Below are 14,719 nucleotides of genomic sequence, written 5' to 3' on the forward strand. Positions count from 1 at the left end.
CCCTCACGGCCGGCGCGGCGCCCTCGGCAGGTTCCTCGGGTCCGCCGCCCGCTCGATCGCCGACTCGACTGCGGCGATCCGGTCGGCCAGCAGTCCGAGGGCGGCGACCGCGCGGGCGAGGGGGTCGTCCTCGGAGCCGCCGAGCGTCCGCGCGCGGACGTACGCGGCGCTCACCTCGGCCCGGCGCGCGGCCTGCTCCGGGGTGAGGGTGCCGCGCAGTTCGGCGAGACGGAGGAGGTTGGCCTCGGCCTCGGTGGTGAGGGTCTGGGCCTCGGCGGTGTAATGGTCGTCGATCACGGCGGCCAGCTCGGCGTCGTTCATGGCGGGCGAGATCCGGGCCGCGATCCTGTTCATGGTGCGGTACGAGCCCTGGAGCCGGAACGGCGGCGCGGTGCGGGCCGCGTCGTTCCGGGCGGCGGAGGCGATGTACTCCTCGTTGACGGCGAGGACCGTCTCGCGGGCCGTGAGGAGCCGCCCGAGGACGGCGAGGATCCGCTCCAGTTCGGCCGGGGCGTACGGGTGGGCGAGCCGGTCGCGGCGCGCGGTCGGGTCGCCGGCCGCGAGCCGGACGAGCAGCTCCAGGTCGGCCCGGTCGCGTCCGGCGAGCGGGGCGAGGACCGGGTGGGAGGTGAGGGCGTTCTCGACGAAGCTGAGCGCGAAGGCGTCCTCCTTGCCGGTCAGGACGTCGCCGAGGTTCCACACGTCGGCCCGGTTGGCGAGCATGTCGGGCACCCGGAAGGCCTGCCCGGACTCGGTGTACGGGTTGCCGGCCATGCAGACGGCGAAGCGCTTGCCCCGCAGGTCGTGCCCGTTCAGGGTGCGGGTGGCGTCGCAGAGCGGGATGAACTTCTGGAGGAACTCCGGCGAGGTGTGCTGGATGTCGTCCACGTACAGCAGGACGTTGTTGCCCGCCCGCAGCGCGAAGGCGATCTTCTCCAGTTCCCGGCGGGCGGTGGCGTCGGGCGCCTCGGCCGGGTCGAGGGAGGTGGTGTGCTGCCCGAGGGCCGGTCCGTCGACCTTGACGAGGAGCAGGCCGAGGCGGTCGGCGACGTACTCGATCAGGGTGGTCTTGCCGTAGCCGGGCGGGGAGAGGAGCAGGAGCAGGCCGTGGGAGTCGCTGCGCCTGGCGTCCCCGGCGGCGCCGAGCTGCTTGGCGAGGTTGTCGCCGACCAGCGGCAGGTAGACCTCGTCGACGAGCCGGTTGCGGACGAAGGAGGACATGACGCGGGGCCGGTACTCGTCCACGCGGAGCCGGGCGCGCTCGGCCGCGACGAGCTCCGCCCTGCGCTCCTGGTAGGCGCGGAAGGCGGGCACCTCCACGGCGGCGAACTCCGTGGTCCTGGCGAGGAATTCGTCGATCCGCACGTCGAGGGAGCGGTCGCGCACGCGGGGGTGGGCGCCCAGGAGGCCGGTGACCGTCGCGGCGGTCGGGGCGTCGACCTCGTACCGTTCGAGTCCGGGGCAGAGTTCGACGGCGACGGCCTCGGCGAGCACGTCCCCGTCGAGCGGGTCGCCGGAGGCGGAGGCGTAGGAGGTGAGCCAGGCCTCGACGAGCTGGCGCCGCGCGCCGGGGTCCGCGAGTCCGGCGAGGGCGTCGTCGTACGCGGAACCGCCCGCGGCGTGGCGGAACGTGGCGAGCAGGGTGCGGGCCGCGCCCGAGACGGCGAAGCCGCTCGGGCCGGTGGCGAGCTCCTCGACCAGGTACTCGGCGGCGGTCGGGTCCCCGATCTCCCGGGCCAGTTCGTCGCGCAGCCCGTCGACGGCCGACGCGGCGCCGAAGAGGTCGCGGGCGCGGGTCAGCGAGACCGCGCGGCGGGTCCACTGCTCGCGGGCGTCGTCGGCCGCGTGCGCCCAGAAGAGCTGGGCGGCGGCCCGGGCCGCCGCCGGGTACCGCAGCGGTCCGGCCTTCCCGCGGAGGGCGAGGATCACCTCCAGGATCGCCGCCGCGTCGTGGTCGTGGACGCCCCGCTCGTACCCCTCGTCGTAGGCGGCCTCGGCGGCGGTCCGGGCGAGCGCGGGCAGGTCGGCGCCCGCGGAGCCGTCCGCGCCGTGCTCGGCGAGCAGCCGGGCGGCCAGGTGCTCGGCCCGGTAGACCGAGGGCGACTCTGAGGGCAGCGTCCGGTCCCAGAACGGGCGGGTCGCGGCGAACTCCGGGTCGGTGACGGGCGCGCGGTAGTCGGTCCCGGTGAGGGCGAGGGCGAGCGCGTCCCCGTGCGGGACGAGGGTGAGTTCGGGGGCCTGCCGGCTGACGGCGAAGCGGTGCCGGCCGAGGCGGACGGTGTCGCCGCCGTCGGAGAACAGCTCGGTGCGGTCGCGGAGCGCGCGCCCGGCCTCCTGGCGGGCGGCGCCGAGCCGGCCCTCCAGCTCCTCGGCCCGCACCTGGTCGCCGAGTGCGCGCAGTTCGGCGGCGGTGCGCCGGATCTTGGCGACCATCGGGTCGGAGGCGAAGTACGTGTGCACCCCGTCCGGATCGGTCAGGGCGGCGGCCCGGCGGGCGATCGCCTCCAGGACCCGGTCGGCCGATCCGGCGAGGCGCTCGGCGCGGCGGGCGCGGACGTCCTGGAGGGACTGCTTGCGGGCGGTGAAGGCGTCGTGGATCTCGGTGCGGCGCTCGGCGAGGTCGGCGAGGAAGCCGTCGTGCTCGGCGAAGCGGGACTCCAGGTTCTCCAGCTGGAGGAGCAGCAGGCCGAGCTGGTCGTCGCAGTGGTCGGGGGTGTCGGCGGCGGCGAGCGCGCCCGTGACGGCCTGGCCGAGCAGGGCGAACTCGGCGGCGAACTCCGCCCGGCCCTCCCGGTCGAGGAGTTCGGCGCGGCGGGCGGTGAGGACGGCGCGGGCGCGGTTCAGGGCGCCCAGGACGTCCGCGACGCGGCCCAGGATCGCGGTGCGGACGGTGGCGTCGCCGATGTCGAGCCCGGCGACGATCTCGCCGAGGGCGCGCAGGCCGGTGGTCCGGTCGTCGATCAGCTCGCCGACCGGGCCCGTCCCGGCGACGGTGGCGACCTCCCCGGCCTCGGCGGCGAGCCGCTCCGCCTCGGCGTGCTGGCCGGCGAAGGCGTCCTCGCCCCGCAGGAAGGCGACGGCGCGGCGGCCGGCCGCGGCGATGTCGGACTCGACGTCCGCCGCGAGGGCGTCGACGGCGTCCGTGTCGGCGTACCGCATCTCCTTCAGGGTCACCAGGTGGCCCTGGGTGCGCCGGAGTTCGGTGATGCGGGAGATCCACTCCTCCGCCGTGGCGGGCGCCTCGCCGCGGACGCGCCGGACGAGCCGGGCGATCCGCCCGGTGGTCTCCGCGAGGGCGTCGGCGGCCTGCCGGGTGAGGGTGGTGACGGTGGCGAACTCGTCGAGGACCTGTCCGGCGGTGGCGCGGAGTTCGGCGAGCGGGGTGCGCAGGTCCCCGGTCTCCGGGTCCCCCAGCCAGTGGTGGACGTCGCCGGCCCTCTCGCAGGCGGCGACGAGCGCCTCGTACACCTCGCCGGCGGGGGTGAGTTCGGTGGCCTGCCGGGCGATCGACAGGCAGTCGGAGACGCCCCGGACGAGGTCCGCGTTGCCGATGCGGGCCAGCGGGTCGTCGGGCACGGGGGCGACGTGCGTGTCGGAGACGTACGGCGTCGCCCAGACCTGTACGGGGTGGGCCCGGCCGGGTTCGCCGGACTCGCCGCGCAGGACGACCATCGTCCCGTCGTCGAGCAGCGCGTACCCCCGGCAGGCGAGCGGGGCGGCGATCTCCTTGCGGATCAGGTTGTACGACAGGAGGAGGCCGCGGCCCTCCGTGCGGGCGTGGAAGGCGAAGAGGAGGTCCTCGCCGTTGGGCGAGCGGACCGCCCGGTCGAAGGCGAGGCCGGTGGTGTCGGTGTCGAAGGTCTTCACGGCGCCGGAGGAGAGGCAGTAGCCGCCGGGGAAGACGACGCCCTCGTCGTCGGGCAGCCGCAGGCAGGCCTGCCCGATGCCGTCGAGCCGGACGACGGTCCCGGTCAGCGCGTTGAAGACGAGGTGGCGGACGGCCTCTTCCTTGTACGGGCGGACCCGGATCAGGGTCAGGGCGCCGACGACGGCGTGGGCGACCTCGGCGTCGGCGAGGGACTGCAGCGGCTCGTCGACCGGCTCCGCGTGGATGCCGTCGGCGGTCTCGGGGTCGTTCTCCGTCTTGACGGTGAGCGCCCCGCCGGTCGTGGAGACGTACAGGCGCCCGCCGAGCGAGATGTGGGGGTGCCGGCCGGAGACGTGGTCGTCCCGGGTGCTCTCCGTCCAGTCGAGGTCGTGCGCGGGCGGGAAGGTGTGGTCGCGCTCGCCCCGGGCGTCGAGGAACCGCGCCCCGCCGGACGGTTCGAGGGCCCAGCGCAGCACCCGCAGGTCGTCGGCCTTCTCCCCGATGCGGAAGACGGCGAGGAGCCGGTCCTCCACCCGCCGCAGCCGGAGCAGCCGGGCGCCCCGGAAGTAGCGGTGCAGCGCGGCGAACTCGCGGACGAAGCCGGGGTCGTCCAGGAGGCCGGGGACCGCGTCCCCGGGCAGCGGGTCCAGGTCCCGGTCGTGCAGGGTGAGGACGTCGGCGACCGCCGGGCCCCCACCGCCCGCGGCGACCGGGCTCCCGCCGAACAGCAGGACGCCGTCCCCGACGGAGACGACGTCGAGGAGCACCCCGGCCCGTTCGGTGCGGACCCGGTGGGTGCCGGTGAGGGCGAGTCCGCCGGAGCCGAAGGCCGCGGTACGGGCCGCGTTGAGCGCCTCGGCGCGCCGGGCCAGTTCGCCGGCCTGCGCGGTGAGGCGGTCGCGCAGCACCGCGTACGTGTCCTGGTCGATTCCGGCGCTCATCCCTGTGCTCCCTCTGTACCGTAGTGACTGCGGGTCCGGTGCCGGCCACTCCCCCGTTCGCCGGCACCGGACCCGTGCCGACCGCCACCCCCGTGGGCGGTCAGTCCTTGGCCGCGCCGTTCAGCGCGGCGGTCTCGACCGGCGCGGCCGGGGCCGGCAGGTACCCGTCGAGCGCGCCGGACTTCATGAGCTTCGCGAGCAGCGCCGAGACGCTGAGGTCGCGCACGTCGGTGCTGGAGAGCGAACCGAGCACGTTGGCCAGGTCCTCGGTGAAGGGCTGCGAGCCGTTCAGCCAGGGGCCGGCGAGGGCCTGTGCGGTCCGTGAGTGCTCGACGAAGCCGTCGACGGACTTGCCGAGCGAGACGGACTGCACGAGCCGGTCGAGGAAGACGGACTCGCCCCCGACGATGTTGATGTCGGCGTTCTCCAGGCCGGTGGCGAGGACGGTGGCCTGCGCCTCGGCGACCTGGCGCTGCACGTCGAGCCCGGCGAGCCGGACGTCCTTCTCGGCCTCCAGGCGGAGGCGGAACTCCTCGTGGGTGCGGGACGCCTCGTCGAGGGCGGCCATCGCCGCCGCCTTCTCGGTCAGGCCCGCCGCCTCGGCCTTCAGCTTCTCGCCGATCGCGGTGGCCTCGGCGAGGGCCTTCTCCCTGGCGCCCTCGGCGTCCGCGAGCGCCTTCTCGCGGGCGCCGGCGGCCTCGGCGCGCAGCCGGGCCTCGGTCGCCCCGGCCTCGGCGCGGCCGGCCTTCTCGATGACGTCGGCCTCCTTGTCCCGGACCTGGACCGCCGCGAGCCCCTCGGCCGCGGCCTCGGCCTGGACGCCCTCGGCGAGGCGGATCTTGGCGCGGGCGTCCATGTCGGCGGCCTTGTTGCGGGCCTCGGCGAGGGTGAGCTCCTCGGCGGCCCGGTGCACGGCGGCCTGCTCGGCGGCCTCCGCGGCCTTGATGTCCTTGACCAGCCGCTCCTGGGCCTCGGCCTCGGCGGCGATCACGATCGCCTGACGGTTGCGCTCGGCCTCCTCGACCGCCCGCAGCCGCTTGATCGACTCCTCCTGCTCGGCGACCGTGCGGTCCACCGCGACCCGCTCGCGGATCACCTCGGCGATGTCCCGGCGCTCCGCCTCGACCTCCTTCTCGGCGGAGATGCGGGTCAGCTCGGTCTCCCGGTCGCGGGCGATGACCTCCAGGAGGCGGTCCTTCTCGATCCGCTCGTTCTCGACGGCGATGACCCGCTCGCGGTTCTTCTGCGCGACCGCGACCTCGCGGGCCTGGTTCTCGCGCTGGATGCCGAGCTGCTCCTCGGTCTTCAGGAAGGCGCTCTGCGCCCGCAGCCGCTCCTCCTCCACCACCCGGGCGGTCTCGGCCTCCTCGCGGGCCCGTACGGTGTCGATCTCGCGCTTCTGCTTGATCTCGGCGTCGGCCTGGCGCCGCTCCAGCTCCAGGATGGCCTCGCGGGCGTCGACGTTCTGCCGGGTGATCTCCTTCTGCTCGTGCTGGCGGAACTCGTTGGTGCGCACGTTCTCGGCGGCGGTCAGCTCGGTGATCTTGCGGATGCCCTGGGCGTCGAGGATGTTGCCGGGGTCGAGCTGGGCGAGCGGGGTCTGCTCCAGGTAGTCGATGGCCGCGTCCTCCAGGCTGTAGCCGTTGAGGTCGATGCCGATGATCTCGATGATCCGGAAGCGCAGCTCCTCGCGCTTGGTGTAGAGGTCGGTGAAGTCGAGCTGCTTGCCGACGGTCTTGAGCGCCTCGGAGAACTTGGCGTTGAACAGCTCCTGGAGGGTGTCCTTGTCGCTGGCGCGGGCGGTGCCGATGGCCTGGGCGACCCTGATGACGTCCTCGACGGTCTTGTTGACGCGGACGAAGAAGGAGATCCGGATGTCGGCGCGGATGTTGTCCCGGCAGATCAGGCCGTCGCGGCCGGTGCGGGAGATCTCGATCGTCTTGACCGAGATGTCCATGACCTCGGCCTTGTGCAGCACGGGCAGGACGACCTGACCGGTGAAGGTGACGTCGACCTTCCGCATCTTCGAGACGATCAGCGCCTTGCCCTGCTCCACCTTGCGGAACAGTCTGCTGATCACCAGGACCAGGACGAGGACGAGGAGCAGGACGACGGCGACGAGCACGCCGATGCCCACGGTGATGGCATCCATGTGGAACCCCGTGTGTAGGAAGGAGGTTGAGGGGTGTGGCGGCGCCGCGTCCGCGCCGCCGGCCGGTGGGCGGCCGCGCGGGGCCGCCCGTGCGGAGGTCCGCGCCCGGCCCGGGCGCCGTCGTCCGCCGGCCGTGAAGGGGCCGTACCCGGGGACCGGAGTCCTCCCGGGACGGCTACGGTTCGTCGGGGAAGAGCTTCGCCGTGCGCCGCGCGAGGCAGCGGCGCGCCGGCGCGGCCGCGGGGCGGACGCCGACCGGGAGGCGGACGCCGGTTGGGAAGCGGGTGCCGGCCCGGAAGCGGGCACCAGCCGGGAAACGGGCGCCGGCCCGGGAGAGCCCGCGGGTCTGGAAGCGTCCACGGCCCGGGAAGCGGGCGCCGTCCGGGAGGAGGGCGTCGGTCGGGGACTCGTTCATCGTGCTTCCCTCCCCCTCGACGCGTGGTCTTCGCCGCCCGTCCCCGGCGTCCCGCCGGCGGACGTGCCCTCCGTGGAAACATCGTGGCAGGGCCGTCCACTTGTTCGCATTGCCGGTTTCCGGCAATCTTGACGCATCCTTGATGCCGGTGACCGCCCCGGCGGTGTCCGGCCCTCGTCCGGCTCCGTGCGTCGAGGGGGGGCGAGCACGGCACAGGGGCGGGGAGGACGACGGTGGAACGAGTGGTGTCCGGGGAGTACCTGGAGGGGTACGGGGAGATCCTGGCGGGGGCCTCGGCGACGGGCCGGCGGCTGACCCGCGACGAGCTGGAGACGCTGCGGGCCCGGGGCGAGCGGGCGGCCGAGGCCGGGATCGGGCTGCGCGCCCTGATACGGGCGCACCTCTCGGCCGCCGGTGAGCTGCGGGCGGAGCTGCCGCGCGCCGCGGGCGACCACCTCCTCGCCGTCGTCGAGCAGGCCGTCGACGCCTTCGCGGAGGGGCACGAGCGGGCGGGGATCCTCGCGGTGCGCCAGGAGGAGGCGTCGCGCCGCGAGTTCATCGACGACCTGCTGTACGGGCGGAGCGACCTCGGGCGCCTCGCCGAGCGCGCCGAGCGCTTCGGCCTGCTGCTCGCGCACGCGCACGCGGTGGCCGTGGCGCAGGGCAGGGAGCCGTACGAGGACGGCGCCTCCGTCACCCGGGGCGTGGAGGCGTCCCTCGTGGCCCGGTTCGGCCAGCGGCGCATCCTGCTCACCACGAAGGAGGGGCGCCTCGTCTGCGTCGCCCCGGCCGACCAGCCGGAGGTGCTGTCCTTCTTCGCCAAGCAGGCGTACGCGGCGACCGACGGCGGACAGGTCGCGATCGGGCGCCCGCACTCGGGTCCGGGCGGGGTCGTCCAGTCGTACGAGGAGGCCCTGAACGCCCTCGGCCTGGCCGCCCGCCTGGACCTGAACGACCCGGTCCTGCGCGCCGCCGACCTCCTCGTCTATCCGGTCCTCACCCGTGACCGCCAGGCCATGTCCGACCTGGTGGTCAGCGTCCTGGGCCCGCTCCGGGAGGCCCGGGGCGGCGCCGGGCCGCTGATCGACACGCTCGCCGCCTACTTCGACACCGGCTGCGTCGCGGCCGAGACGGCCCGGCAGCTCTCCCTGAGCGTGCGGGCGGTGACGTACCGGCTCGACCGCGTGCACCGCCTCACGGGCGCCGATCCGGGCGATCCGACCCAGCGCTACACCCTCCAGACGGCCGTCATCGGCGCCCGCCTCCTGGGCTGGCCGGACCGGGAGCTGTGACGGCGGCTCCTCACAGCCCCCGGCCGGAGGCGGGCGTGCGGGAGCGTTCGAGGAGCTGGGCGAGGCCGGCGCGGGTCGCGGCGATCACGACGCGGTCCTCGGGGCGCAGGACGTAGCCGGAGTGGAGGTCCCACAGGAGGCCCGGCGGGTCGTCGCGGCCGTGGGCGGCGGTGAGGTCGGGGCGGCGGGCCTGCGGGGCGGTGGTGTCGAGGGCGAGGACGCGCCAGGCGCCGGGCCGGAACGCCTCCTGGACCGTCCGCCCCTCCAGGTGGGGCTGTCCGGCGACGTCGAGCGCGGCGAAGAGCAGCACCCGGCGCTCGACGGGGATGGCGCCGAGGATCTGACGACCCATCATCGCGGTGGCGAAGGCGGGCGCGGCGAGGGTGGACACGCTGCGGCTGCGGGTGAGCGCGTCGGGATGGGCGGCGCGCAGGGTGCGGTAGACGGCGGTGGCGAAGTCGTCGTCGTACAGGCGCAGGGCGACGAGCAGGTCGGGCGCGAGCGTGCGCGCGGAGAGCGCGGCCTCCAGGTTGGTGGTGTCGGCACTGGTGAGGGCGAGGAGCGCGTGCGCGCGGTGGACCTTGGCCGCATCCAGGACGCCCTCCTGGGTGACGTCGCCGAGGACGACGGGGACGCGCAGGCTTCGGGCGAGCGCGACGCCCCGGGCGTCGGGGTCGTCCTCCACGCACACCACGGGGATGTCGAGTTCGCGGAGCTGGGCCAGGACGCGGGTGCCGATCTTGCCGAGGCCGAGCAGGACGACGTGGCCGGCGAGCCCGCGCGGCGGCCGGCGCAGCGCGGCGGCGCTGCGGTAGGCGCCGAGGGCCTCCAGGGCGCCGGCGACGAGCAGGGGCAGCAGGGCGAGGCCGACGAACCCGGTGAGGAGCTGGAGGATCTGGCGGGGTGCGGATTCGTCGACGGCGGGGTCGGCGATCGCGAACAGGTCGAGCAGGGTGATGTAGACGGCGTGCAGCGCGGAGTCGTCGGTGACGAGCGAGGAGACGACGGCCAGGACGGTGACGGCCGCGACGACGCCGGCGAGGGCCCAGCGCAGCCGACGCGAGAGCAGCTCCTTGAAGGAGGCGCCCCGGCTCGTACGCCTGCGGGGCGTGGCCGGTTCGTGGGTGACGGCCTCCAGGACGATGGTGCCGCGCCCTGCGGCGGCCCGTACGGCGTCGTCGTCGGGGAGCAGCCGGGGGGCCTGCGGGCCGCTGCGGTCGGAGCCCTCGGCGCCGGCCGGGTCGGTGGTCGTGGAGGACAGCAGGGCGAGGGTCGCGAGGCCGGGCGCGGCGACGTCCCCGGGGCGGCTGGGCAGCCGTTCGGCGGCGCGCAGCAGCAGTCCGTCGGCCTGGACGATCTTGCGGGTGCCGGCGACGGCGGTGGCGGCGAGCGCCGGGGCGGTGGTGTCGGCGTCCGAGAGGACGATCGTCGAGGTGTCGTGCCGGCCGCGGACGTTCTCCGGGACCGTGAGGTCGGTGGCCTGGTCGAGCAGCTCCGCCATGCGCCGGCCGAGGTTCCGGTTGTACATCCGCAGGACGAGCCGGATCCTCGGGTTGAGGCGGCGGGCGAGGAACGCGGCCCGCATGTTGGCCTCGTCGTCCTCGTAGAGCAGCGCGAGGGCCGCGGCCCGCGCCACGCCGACCTCCGCCAGGACCTGGGCGTCGGGCACGGCGGCGGTCACCTCCCGCACGCCCGGCACCTGCCCGGCGTCCGCGCCGTTCCCCGGCGGCCCGCCGGGCCGCCCGACCGCCGCGCTCATCCGGCCGAGCAGCGCCGAGGCCCGGGAGACGCTCGCCGGCTGACCGGCCACCCCCTCGAAACCGACCGGCGGCGGCACGACCAGGGTGACGGCCTGCCGGTACACGTCGGCGAGCTCGACGGCGATCCGGTGCGCGAGCGCGTCGTCCCCGCAGACGACCATGTGCCCACCGGTCTGCAGCCGCCCGTTCGCCTGGGGCACTACGGTCATGGCCTCCCCCTCGCCTGCCGATCCCCGCTCCGGACCCGCCTCCTGACACCCCGTCACGGACGGTGCCGCCGCGGGCCGGATCATGGTGTCACACGGGGCGAGGGCGATTCATTGCCGGATCCGGGAAGAGTTCGGGCGGGCCCGGCTGCCTGTCGGCCGGCGCGGTGGGCGTCGGCTCGGAACGGTCGCCCAGCACGAGGAGGTGGCCGTCGGGGGCGGCTCCGTCGCCGGCCGCGGGCGGGCACCCCGTCCCCGGGCGCGCGACGGCGCGATGGACGACCGGTGGCGCCGCGGCGCCCGTCGCGCCGGGCCCGGTCACGGACGAGCTCAGCCGCGCGGGATCCCGCGCGGTTCGGTGCGGACCTTCTCCGCGGCCTCCGCGCATGTGCGGACGGCCTGGGCCGGGACCCTGGCTGTGGTGCCGAGGACGCCGAGGACCGGGAGGCTCGTGCCCGCGCCGGTCGGCGGCTTGTGCCCCCACGCGTAGCCGGCCGTGTTCGTGCCCCGGGCCGTCGTGCCCCACACCGACGAGACGAACTGCGTCATCGCCCCGTGCCAGTCCCCGTTGGCGTGGTCCGTGACGATGCCGATGGTGGCGGTGAGCTGCCCCTGGACGATGCCGATGCCCGTCTGGTAGGGCAGCCACGCCTGTGAGAGCTCGTTGGCCCTGAGGTGGTTCGTGAGCGGCAGGATCTCCCGTGCCCGGCCGGTGCGCAGGGCCTCCTCGATCACGGTGCGCCTCGGGGAAGCGGGGATGTCGCCGCCGTCGAGGACGTCGGCGAATTCGTCGACGGCGTTGCCGTCGCGGACGTCGAACGGCGGCGGAACCGTGCAGGCCGGCGGCGCGGGGATGACCTGCGGCGGGGCCTGAGGGACGGAGGACGGGCTGAGGGGATGGGTCGCGGCGTCCGCCTGCCGGAAGTTGCGGGCCGTGGTGGTGAAACCGGCCGCCGCGCCGCCGATGGCGGCCACGGCCTTTCCGTGCGCCTCCATGAGCGGGGCGACGACCACGGCGTGCCGGGCGTCGAGGGGTGCGAACCCGCCGCGACGCGACGGGACCGACCGGCGACGACGGACACGCTCCGGTCGGTCGAGCCGTTCCCCGACCGGTTCCCGAAAACGCCCGAGGGGCCGTTTCGGATTCCTCCGAAACGGCCCCTCGGACCACGACTCCTTCGAGTCGGGACGACAGGATTTGAACCTGCGACCCCTTGACCCCCAGTCAAGTGCGCTACCAAGCTGCGCCACGTCCCGATGCGCGTCCTCGGCGGTTTGCCCCCGCGTCGGCGTGCAGGGGAAACATTACCTCACTGCGGAGGGTGGGACGACGCACGGGCTGTCACCGCGTCGGCGGTGAGGAGGGACGCGCCGCAGGTGGTGGCCAGGGCGGTCGCCTCGGCGAGGGCCTCCGCGGAGCCGGTGACCCGGGCCAGGTCGAGGCGGGCGCGGGCCTCCTCGTAGCGGGAGGGGGACGCGGCCAGGTGGTCGACGGCCTCGGTGAGGAGGTGGCGGGACTCGGGCGGGTCGGCGATGAGGGCCGCGCAGCGGAGGGCTTCGCCGAGGGCCGTGCGGGTGCCGATGCGCTCGGCGTGGGCACGGGCCTCGGCGGCGATCCCGGCCGCGCGGTCCGGGTCCGTGGGAGCGAGTGCCCGCGCGAGGTCCAGGGGCCACGGCGCCCACACGACGTGGTGGCGGCCCCGTTCGACCAGGGCCTCGGACGCGGCCTCCAGGGTGGCCACCGCCTCCTCGACGCGTCCCTCCGCGAGCAGGAGCCGGCCGAGGACGCTGGGGCCGTCGGGCAGGACGATCGCGCCGGGCCACGGCGGTCCGAAGGAGTAGCGGTCGGCCACGCTGCGCGCCTCCGCCGTGCGGCCCCGGGCGACGAGCGTGTCGACCAGGAGACAGGCGGTGTCCCAGTGCACGGGGAGGCCGTTGCCGACCCGGTCGGCCAGGCGCAGGCCCTCCTCCAGGTAGTGCTGCGCCCTCGGCAGGTTGCCGCGGCGCCGGTGGACCAGGCCCAGGAGGGTGTGGGCGAAGGCGACGTGGGCGCCGCTCCAGCCCGAGATCTCGAAGGCGCGGACCGCCTCCGTGAAGAGCGCCCCGGCCCGGTCGGGACGGTCGGAGAACGCGTACGCGATGCCGGTCAGCGCCGGGATCTCGAAGCCCCAGGTGGCGTCGGTCCAGCCGAGGCCCCGGGCCGGTATGCCGTCGACGAGGGCGAGGTCGCAGAGGCGGACGACCTCGTCGGCGGGCTCGCCCCGCATCATGGCGTCGAACCCGCGCACCGTGAGGAGGGCCCGCTCGGAGTTGTCCGCGCCGGTGAAGTGCGCGGTGAGGTCGGCCAGGCGGCGGGAGCGGCCGGGGCCGTCCTCCTCCGCGGCCTGGAACCCCTCGTACATGAAGTTCGCCGCCTGTAGACGGCGCCGGTCGGTGCCGGGCGGGGTGCGGACGGCCTCGGTGGCCAGGACCCGCGCGGCCTCCCTGAGCTGGTTGTTGTGGGCGAGGGCCTGCGCGAGCCGGTAGGTCGCGTCGATGCGCAGGTCGTCGTCCAGGCCCGGCAGGCCGAGCGCGGAGCTCAGGTGCCGGACGGTGGCGGCGGGCGCGGTCAGCAGGGAGGCGCAGCCCAGTTCGTACAGCACCCTGGCGTACGAGTCCGGGGCCGGTGGTTCCTCCAGGGCCCGCTCCAGACAGCGCCGGGCCGCGTCCGGGGCGCCCACGGCGAGGTGTTCGACGGCGGCGGCCCGCAGTTGGCGGACGACGTCCTCGTCCTCGTCGGGGTGCACTTCGAGGAGGTGCCGGGAGACGGCGGCCGGTCCGTGGCCCGCCGCGGTGAGCACCCAGGCGGCCCGCCCGTGCATGGCGGTCCGCGCGGCCGGTGACATCGAGCCGTACACGGCGGACGCGATGAGGGGGTGCGCGAACTCCAGGTGGGCGGAGTCCGGGTGGACGGGGCCGAGGTGGGCGGGTCCGGGGTGGACGGGGCCGAGGTGGGCGGGTCCGGGGTGGACGGGGTCGGGATGGGCGGAGCCCGGGTCGGTGGAGCCCGGGTCGGTGGGGAGCGCGTGGGCGGGTGCTCCCGCGACCGCGTTCGGGTCGTCCCCGGCTTCGGGGCCGGTGCGGGCCGCCCGGTCCGCGCCCGTCGTCACGATCCTCGCCTGGCGGAGCAGTTCGGTGTGCTCGGCGACCTCCGGCCCGCTCATGCCGGCGAGCGACGCCAGGAGGTCCGGCGTGCTGTCCGCGCCGAGGACGGCGATCGTCCAGGCGAGCCGGGTCGGACCGGCGCCGAGCTCTTCGAGACGGGCGACGAGCCCGCCGCCGCGCGCTTCGGCGCCGAGGCCGCGGAGCAGGGAGGCGGAGCCGGCGACGGGTTCGAGCATCCGGTCGCGGGCCTTGGCGAGCAGTTCGACCGTCTCGTACGGGTTGCCGGAGGTCACCGTCCACAGTTCGCGGCAGAACGGTTCGTCGGCGTGGCCGCCCAGCGTGTCCCGGGCGAGCGCGGCGGTGGCGCCGAGCGTCAGGGCGTGCAGGCCCAGGGTCACGACGGCGCGGTCGGCGAGCGCGGCGAGGACGGCCGGCACGCCGGTGCGCTGCGTCCCCTCCGACAGGGGCCGGTGGGCCAGGACGACGAGGGCGGGCAGTCGGCGGTCCCGCCGGATCCGGGTGAAGGCGTCGAGCCACGCCAGGGATTCGGCGTCGGCCCAGTGCGCGTCGTCCACGAGCAGCACCGGCGGCCGGTCCCGCAGCCGGTCGGCGAGCCGCCCCAGGAGCTTGGCCAGGCCGTCCCGCACACCCTGCGGGTCGGCGGGAGCGGCCGACGGCGGAGGCGGCGGGGCGAGCCCGAGCGCGGGGGCCAGCAGGTCGAAGTGGCCGCCGCAGAGGCGGCGCACCTCCTCCTCGTCGAAGCGGTCGAGCGCGGGCTGGAGGAGCTGGCGGGTGACGTGGAACGGGACCGAGGTGAGGGTCTCGCCGCCCCGGGCCGTCAGGACGGTGCACCGGTCGCGTGCGGTGCGGTGGATCTCGTCGAGGAGGGTCGTCTTGCCGATTCATTCCCGCCTCTCCCCGGTAGACGAGGATGCCGCCGC

7 protein-coding genes and 1 tRNA gene are annotated in these 14,719 nt (G+C 75.5%); 1 reads left to right on the top strand and 7 read right to left on the bottom strand.

Annotation, left to right across the window (positions count from 1 at the left end):
- Window positions 1-3: 3 nt before the first annotated feature.
- The 3 genes from ACIQKA_RS11985 to ACIQKA_RS11995 all read right to left on the bottom strand — a co-directional run bounded on the left by ACIQKA_RS11985 (window position 4) and on the right by ACIQKA_RS11995 (window position 7,376).
- A complete protein-coding gene (locus ACIQKA_RS11985; RefSeq protein WP_402540818.1) occupies window positions 4-4,809 on the bottom strand; it encodes a DNA repair ATPase in 4,806 nt (1,601 codons plus the stop codon).
- A 100-nt stretch (window positions 4,810-4,909) separates the two neighbouring features.
- Window positions 4,910-6,961 carry a flotillin family protein gene (locus ACIQKA_RS11990; RefSeq protein ID WP_383152037.1) on the bottom strand — a complete coding sequence of 684 codons (2,052 nt, stop codon included), beginning with the start codon at window positions 6,959-6,961 and terminating at the stop codon, window positions 4,910-4,912.
- Between the two features lie 175 nt (window positions 6,962-7,136).
- The gene (locus tag ACIQKA_RS11995; protein WP_402540820.1) at window positions 7,137-7,376 is read right to left on the bottom strand and encodes a hypothetical protein; all 240 of its coding nucleotides are present in this window, start codon (window positions 7,374-7,376) and stop codon (window positions 7,137-7,139) included.
- 233 nt (window positions 7,377-7,609) lie between these two features.
- On the opposite strand from ACIQKA_RS11995, the gene ACIQKA_RS12000 reads away from it, so the two are divergent.
- The gene (locus ACIQKA_RS12000; RefSeq protein WP_383152039.1) at window positions 7,610-8,668 is read left to right on the top strand and encodes a PucR family transcriptional regulator; all 1,059 of its coding nucleotides are present in this window, start codon (window positions 7,610-7,612) and stop codon (window positions 8,666-8,668) included.
- Between the two features lie 10 nt (window positions 8,669-8,678).
- Here the strand turns inward: ACIQKA_RS12000 and ACIQKA_RS12005 are convergent, their stop codons facing one another.
- The 4 genes from ACIQKA_RS12005 to ACIQKA_RS12020 form a co-directional block, all read right to left on the bottom strand.
- Window positions 8,679-10,637 (bottom strand): potassium channel family protein, encoded by a 1,959-nt coding sequence (locus ACIQKA_RS12005; RefSeq protein ID WP_402540822.1) that lies wholly within the window; start codon window positions 10,635-10,637, stop codon window positions 8,679-8,681.
- 327 nt (window positions 10,638-10,964) lie between these two features.
- Window positions 10,965-11,609, bottom strand: coding sequence for a hypothetical protein (locus ACIQKA_RS12010; protein ID WP_402540823.1), 645 nt, complete (start codon window positions 11,607-11,609; stop codon window positions 10,965-10,967).
- 208 nt (window positions 11,610-11,817) lie between these two features.
- Window positions 11,818-11,891, bottom strand: a tRNA-Pro gene (locus ACIQKA_RS12015).
- A gap of 53 nt (window positions 11,892-11,944) precedes the next feature.
- Entirely contained in the window at window positions 11,945-14,680 is a 2,736-nt protein-coding gene (locus ACIQKA_RS12020) for an AAA family ATPase (RefSeq protein WP_402540963.1), read from the bottom strand.
- Window positions 14,681-14,719 lie beyond the last annotated feature (39 nt).

The organism is Streptomyces sp. NPDC092045 (assembly GCF_044756005.1).
Taxonomy (GTDB): domain Bacteria; phylum Actinomycetota; class Actinomycetes; order Streptomycetales; family Streptomycetaceae; genus Streptomyces.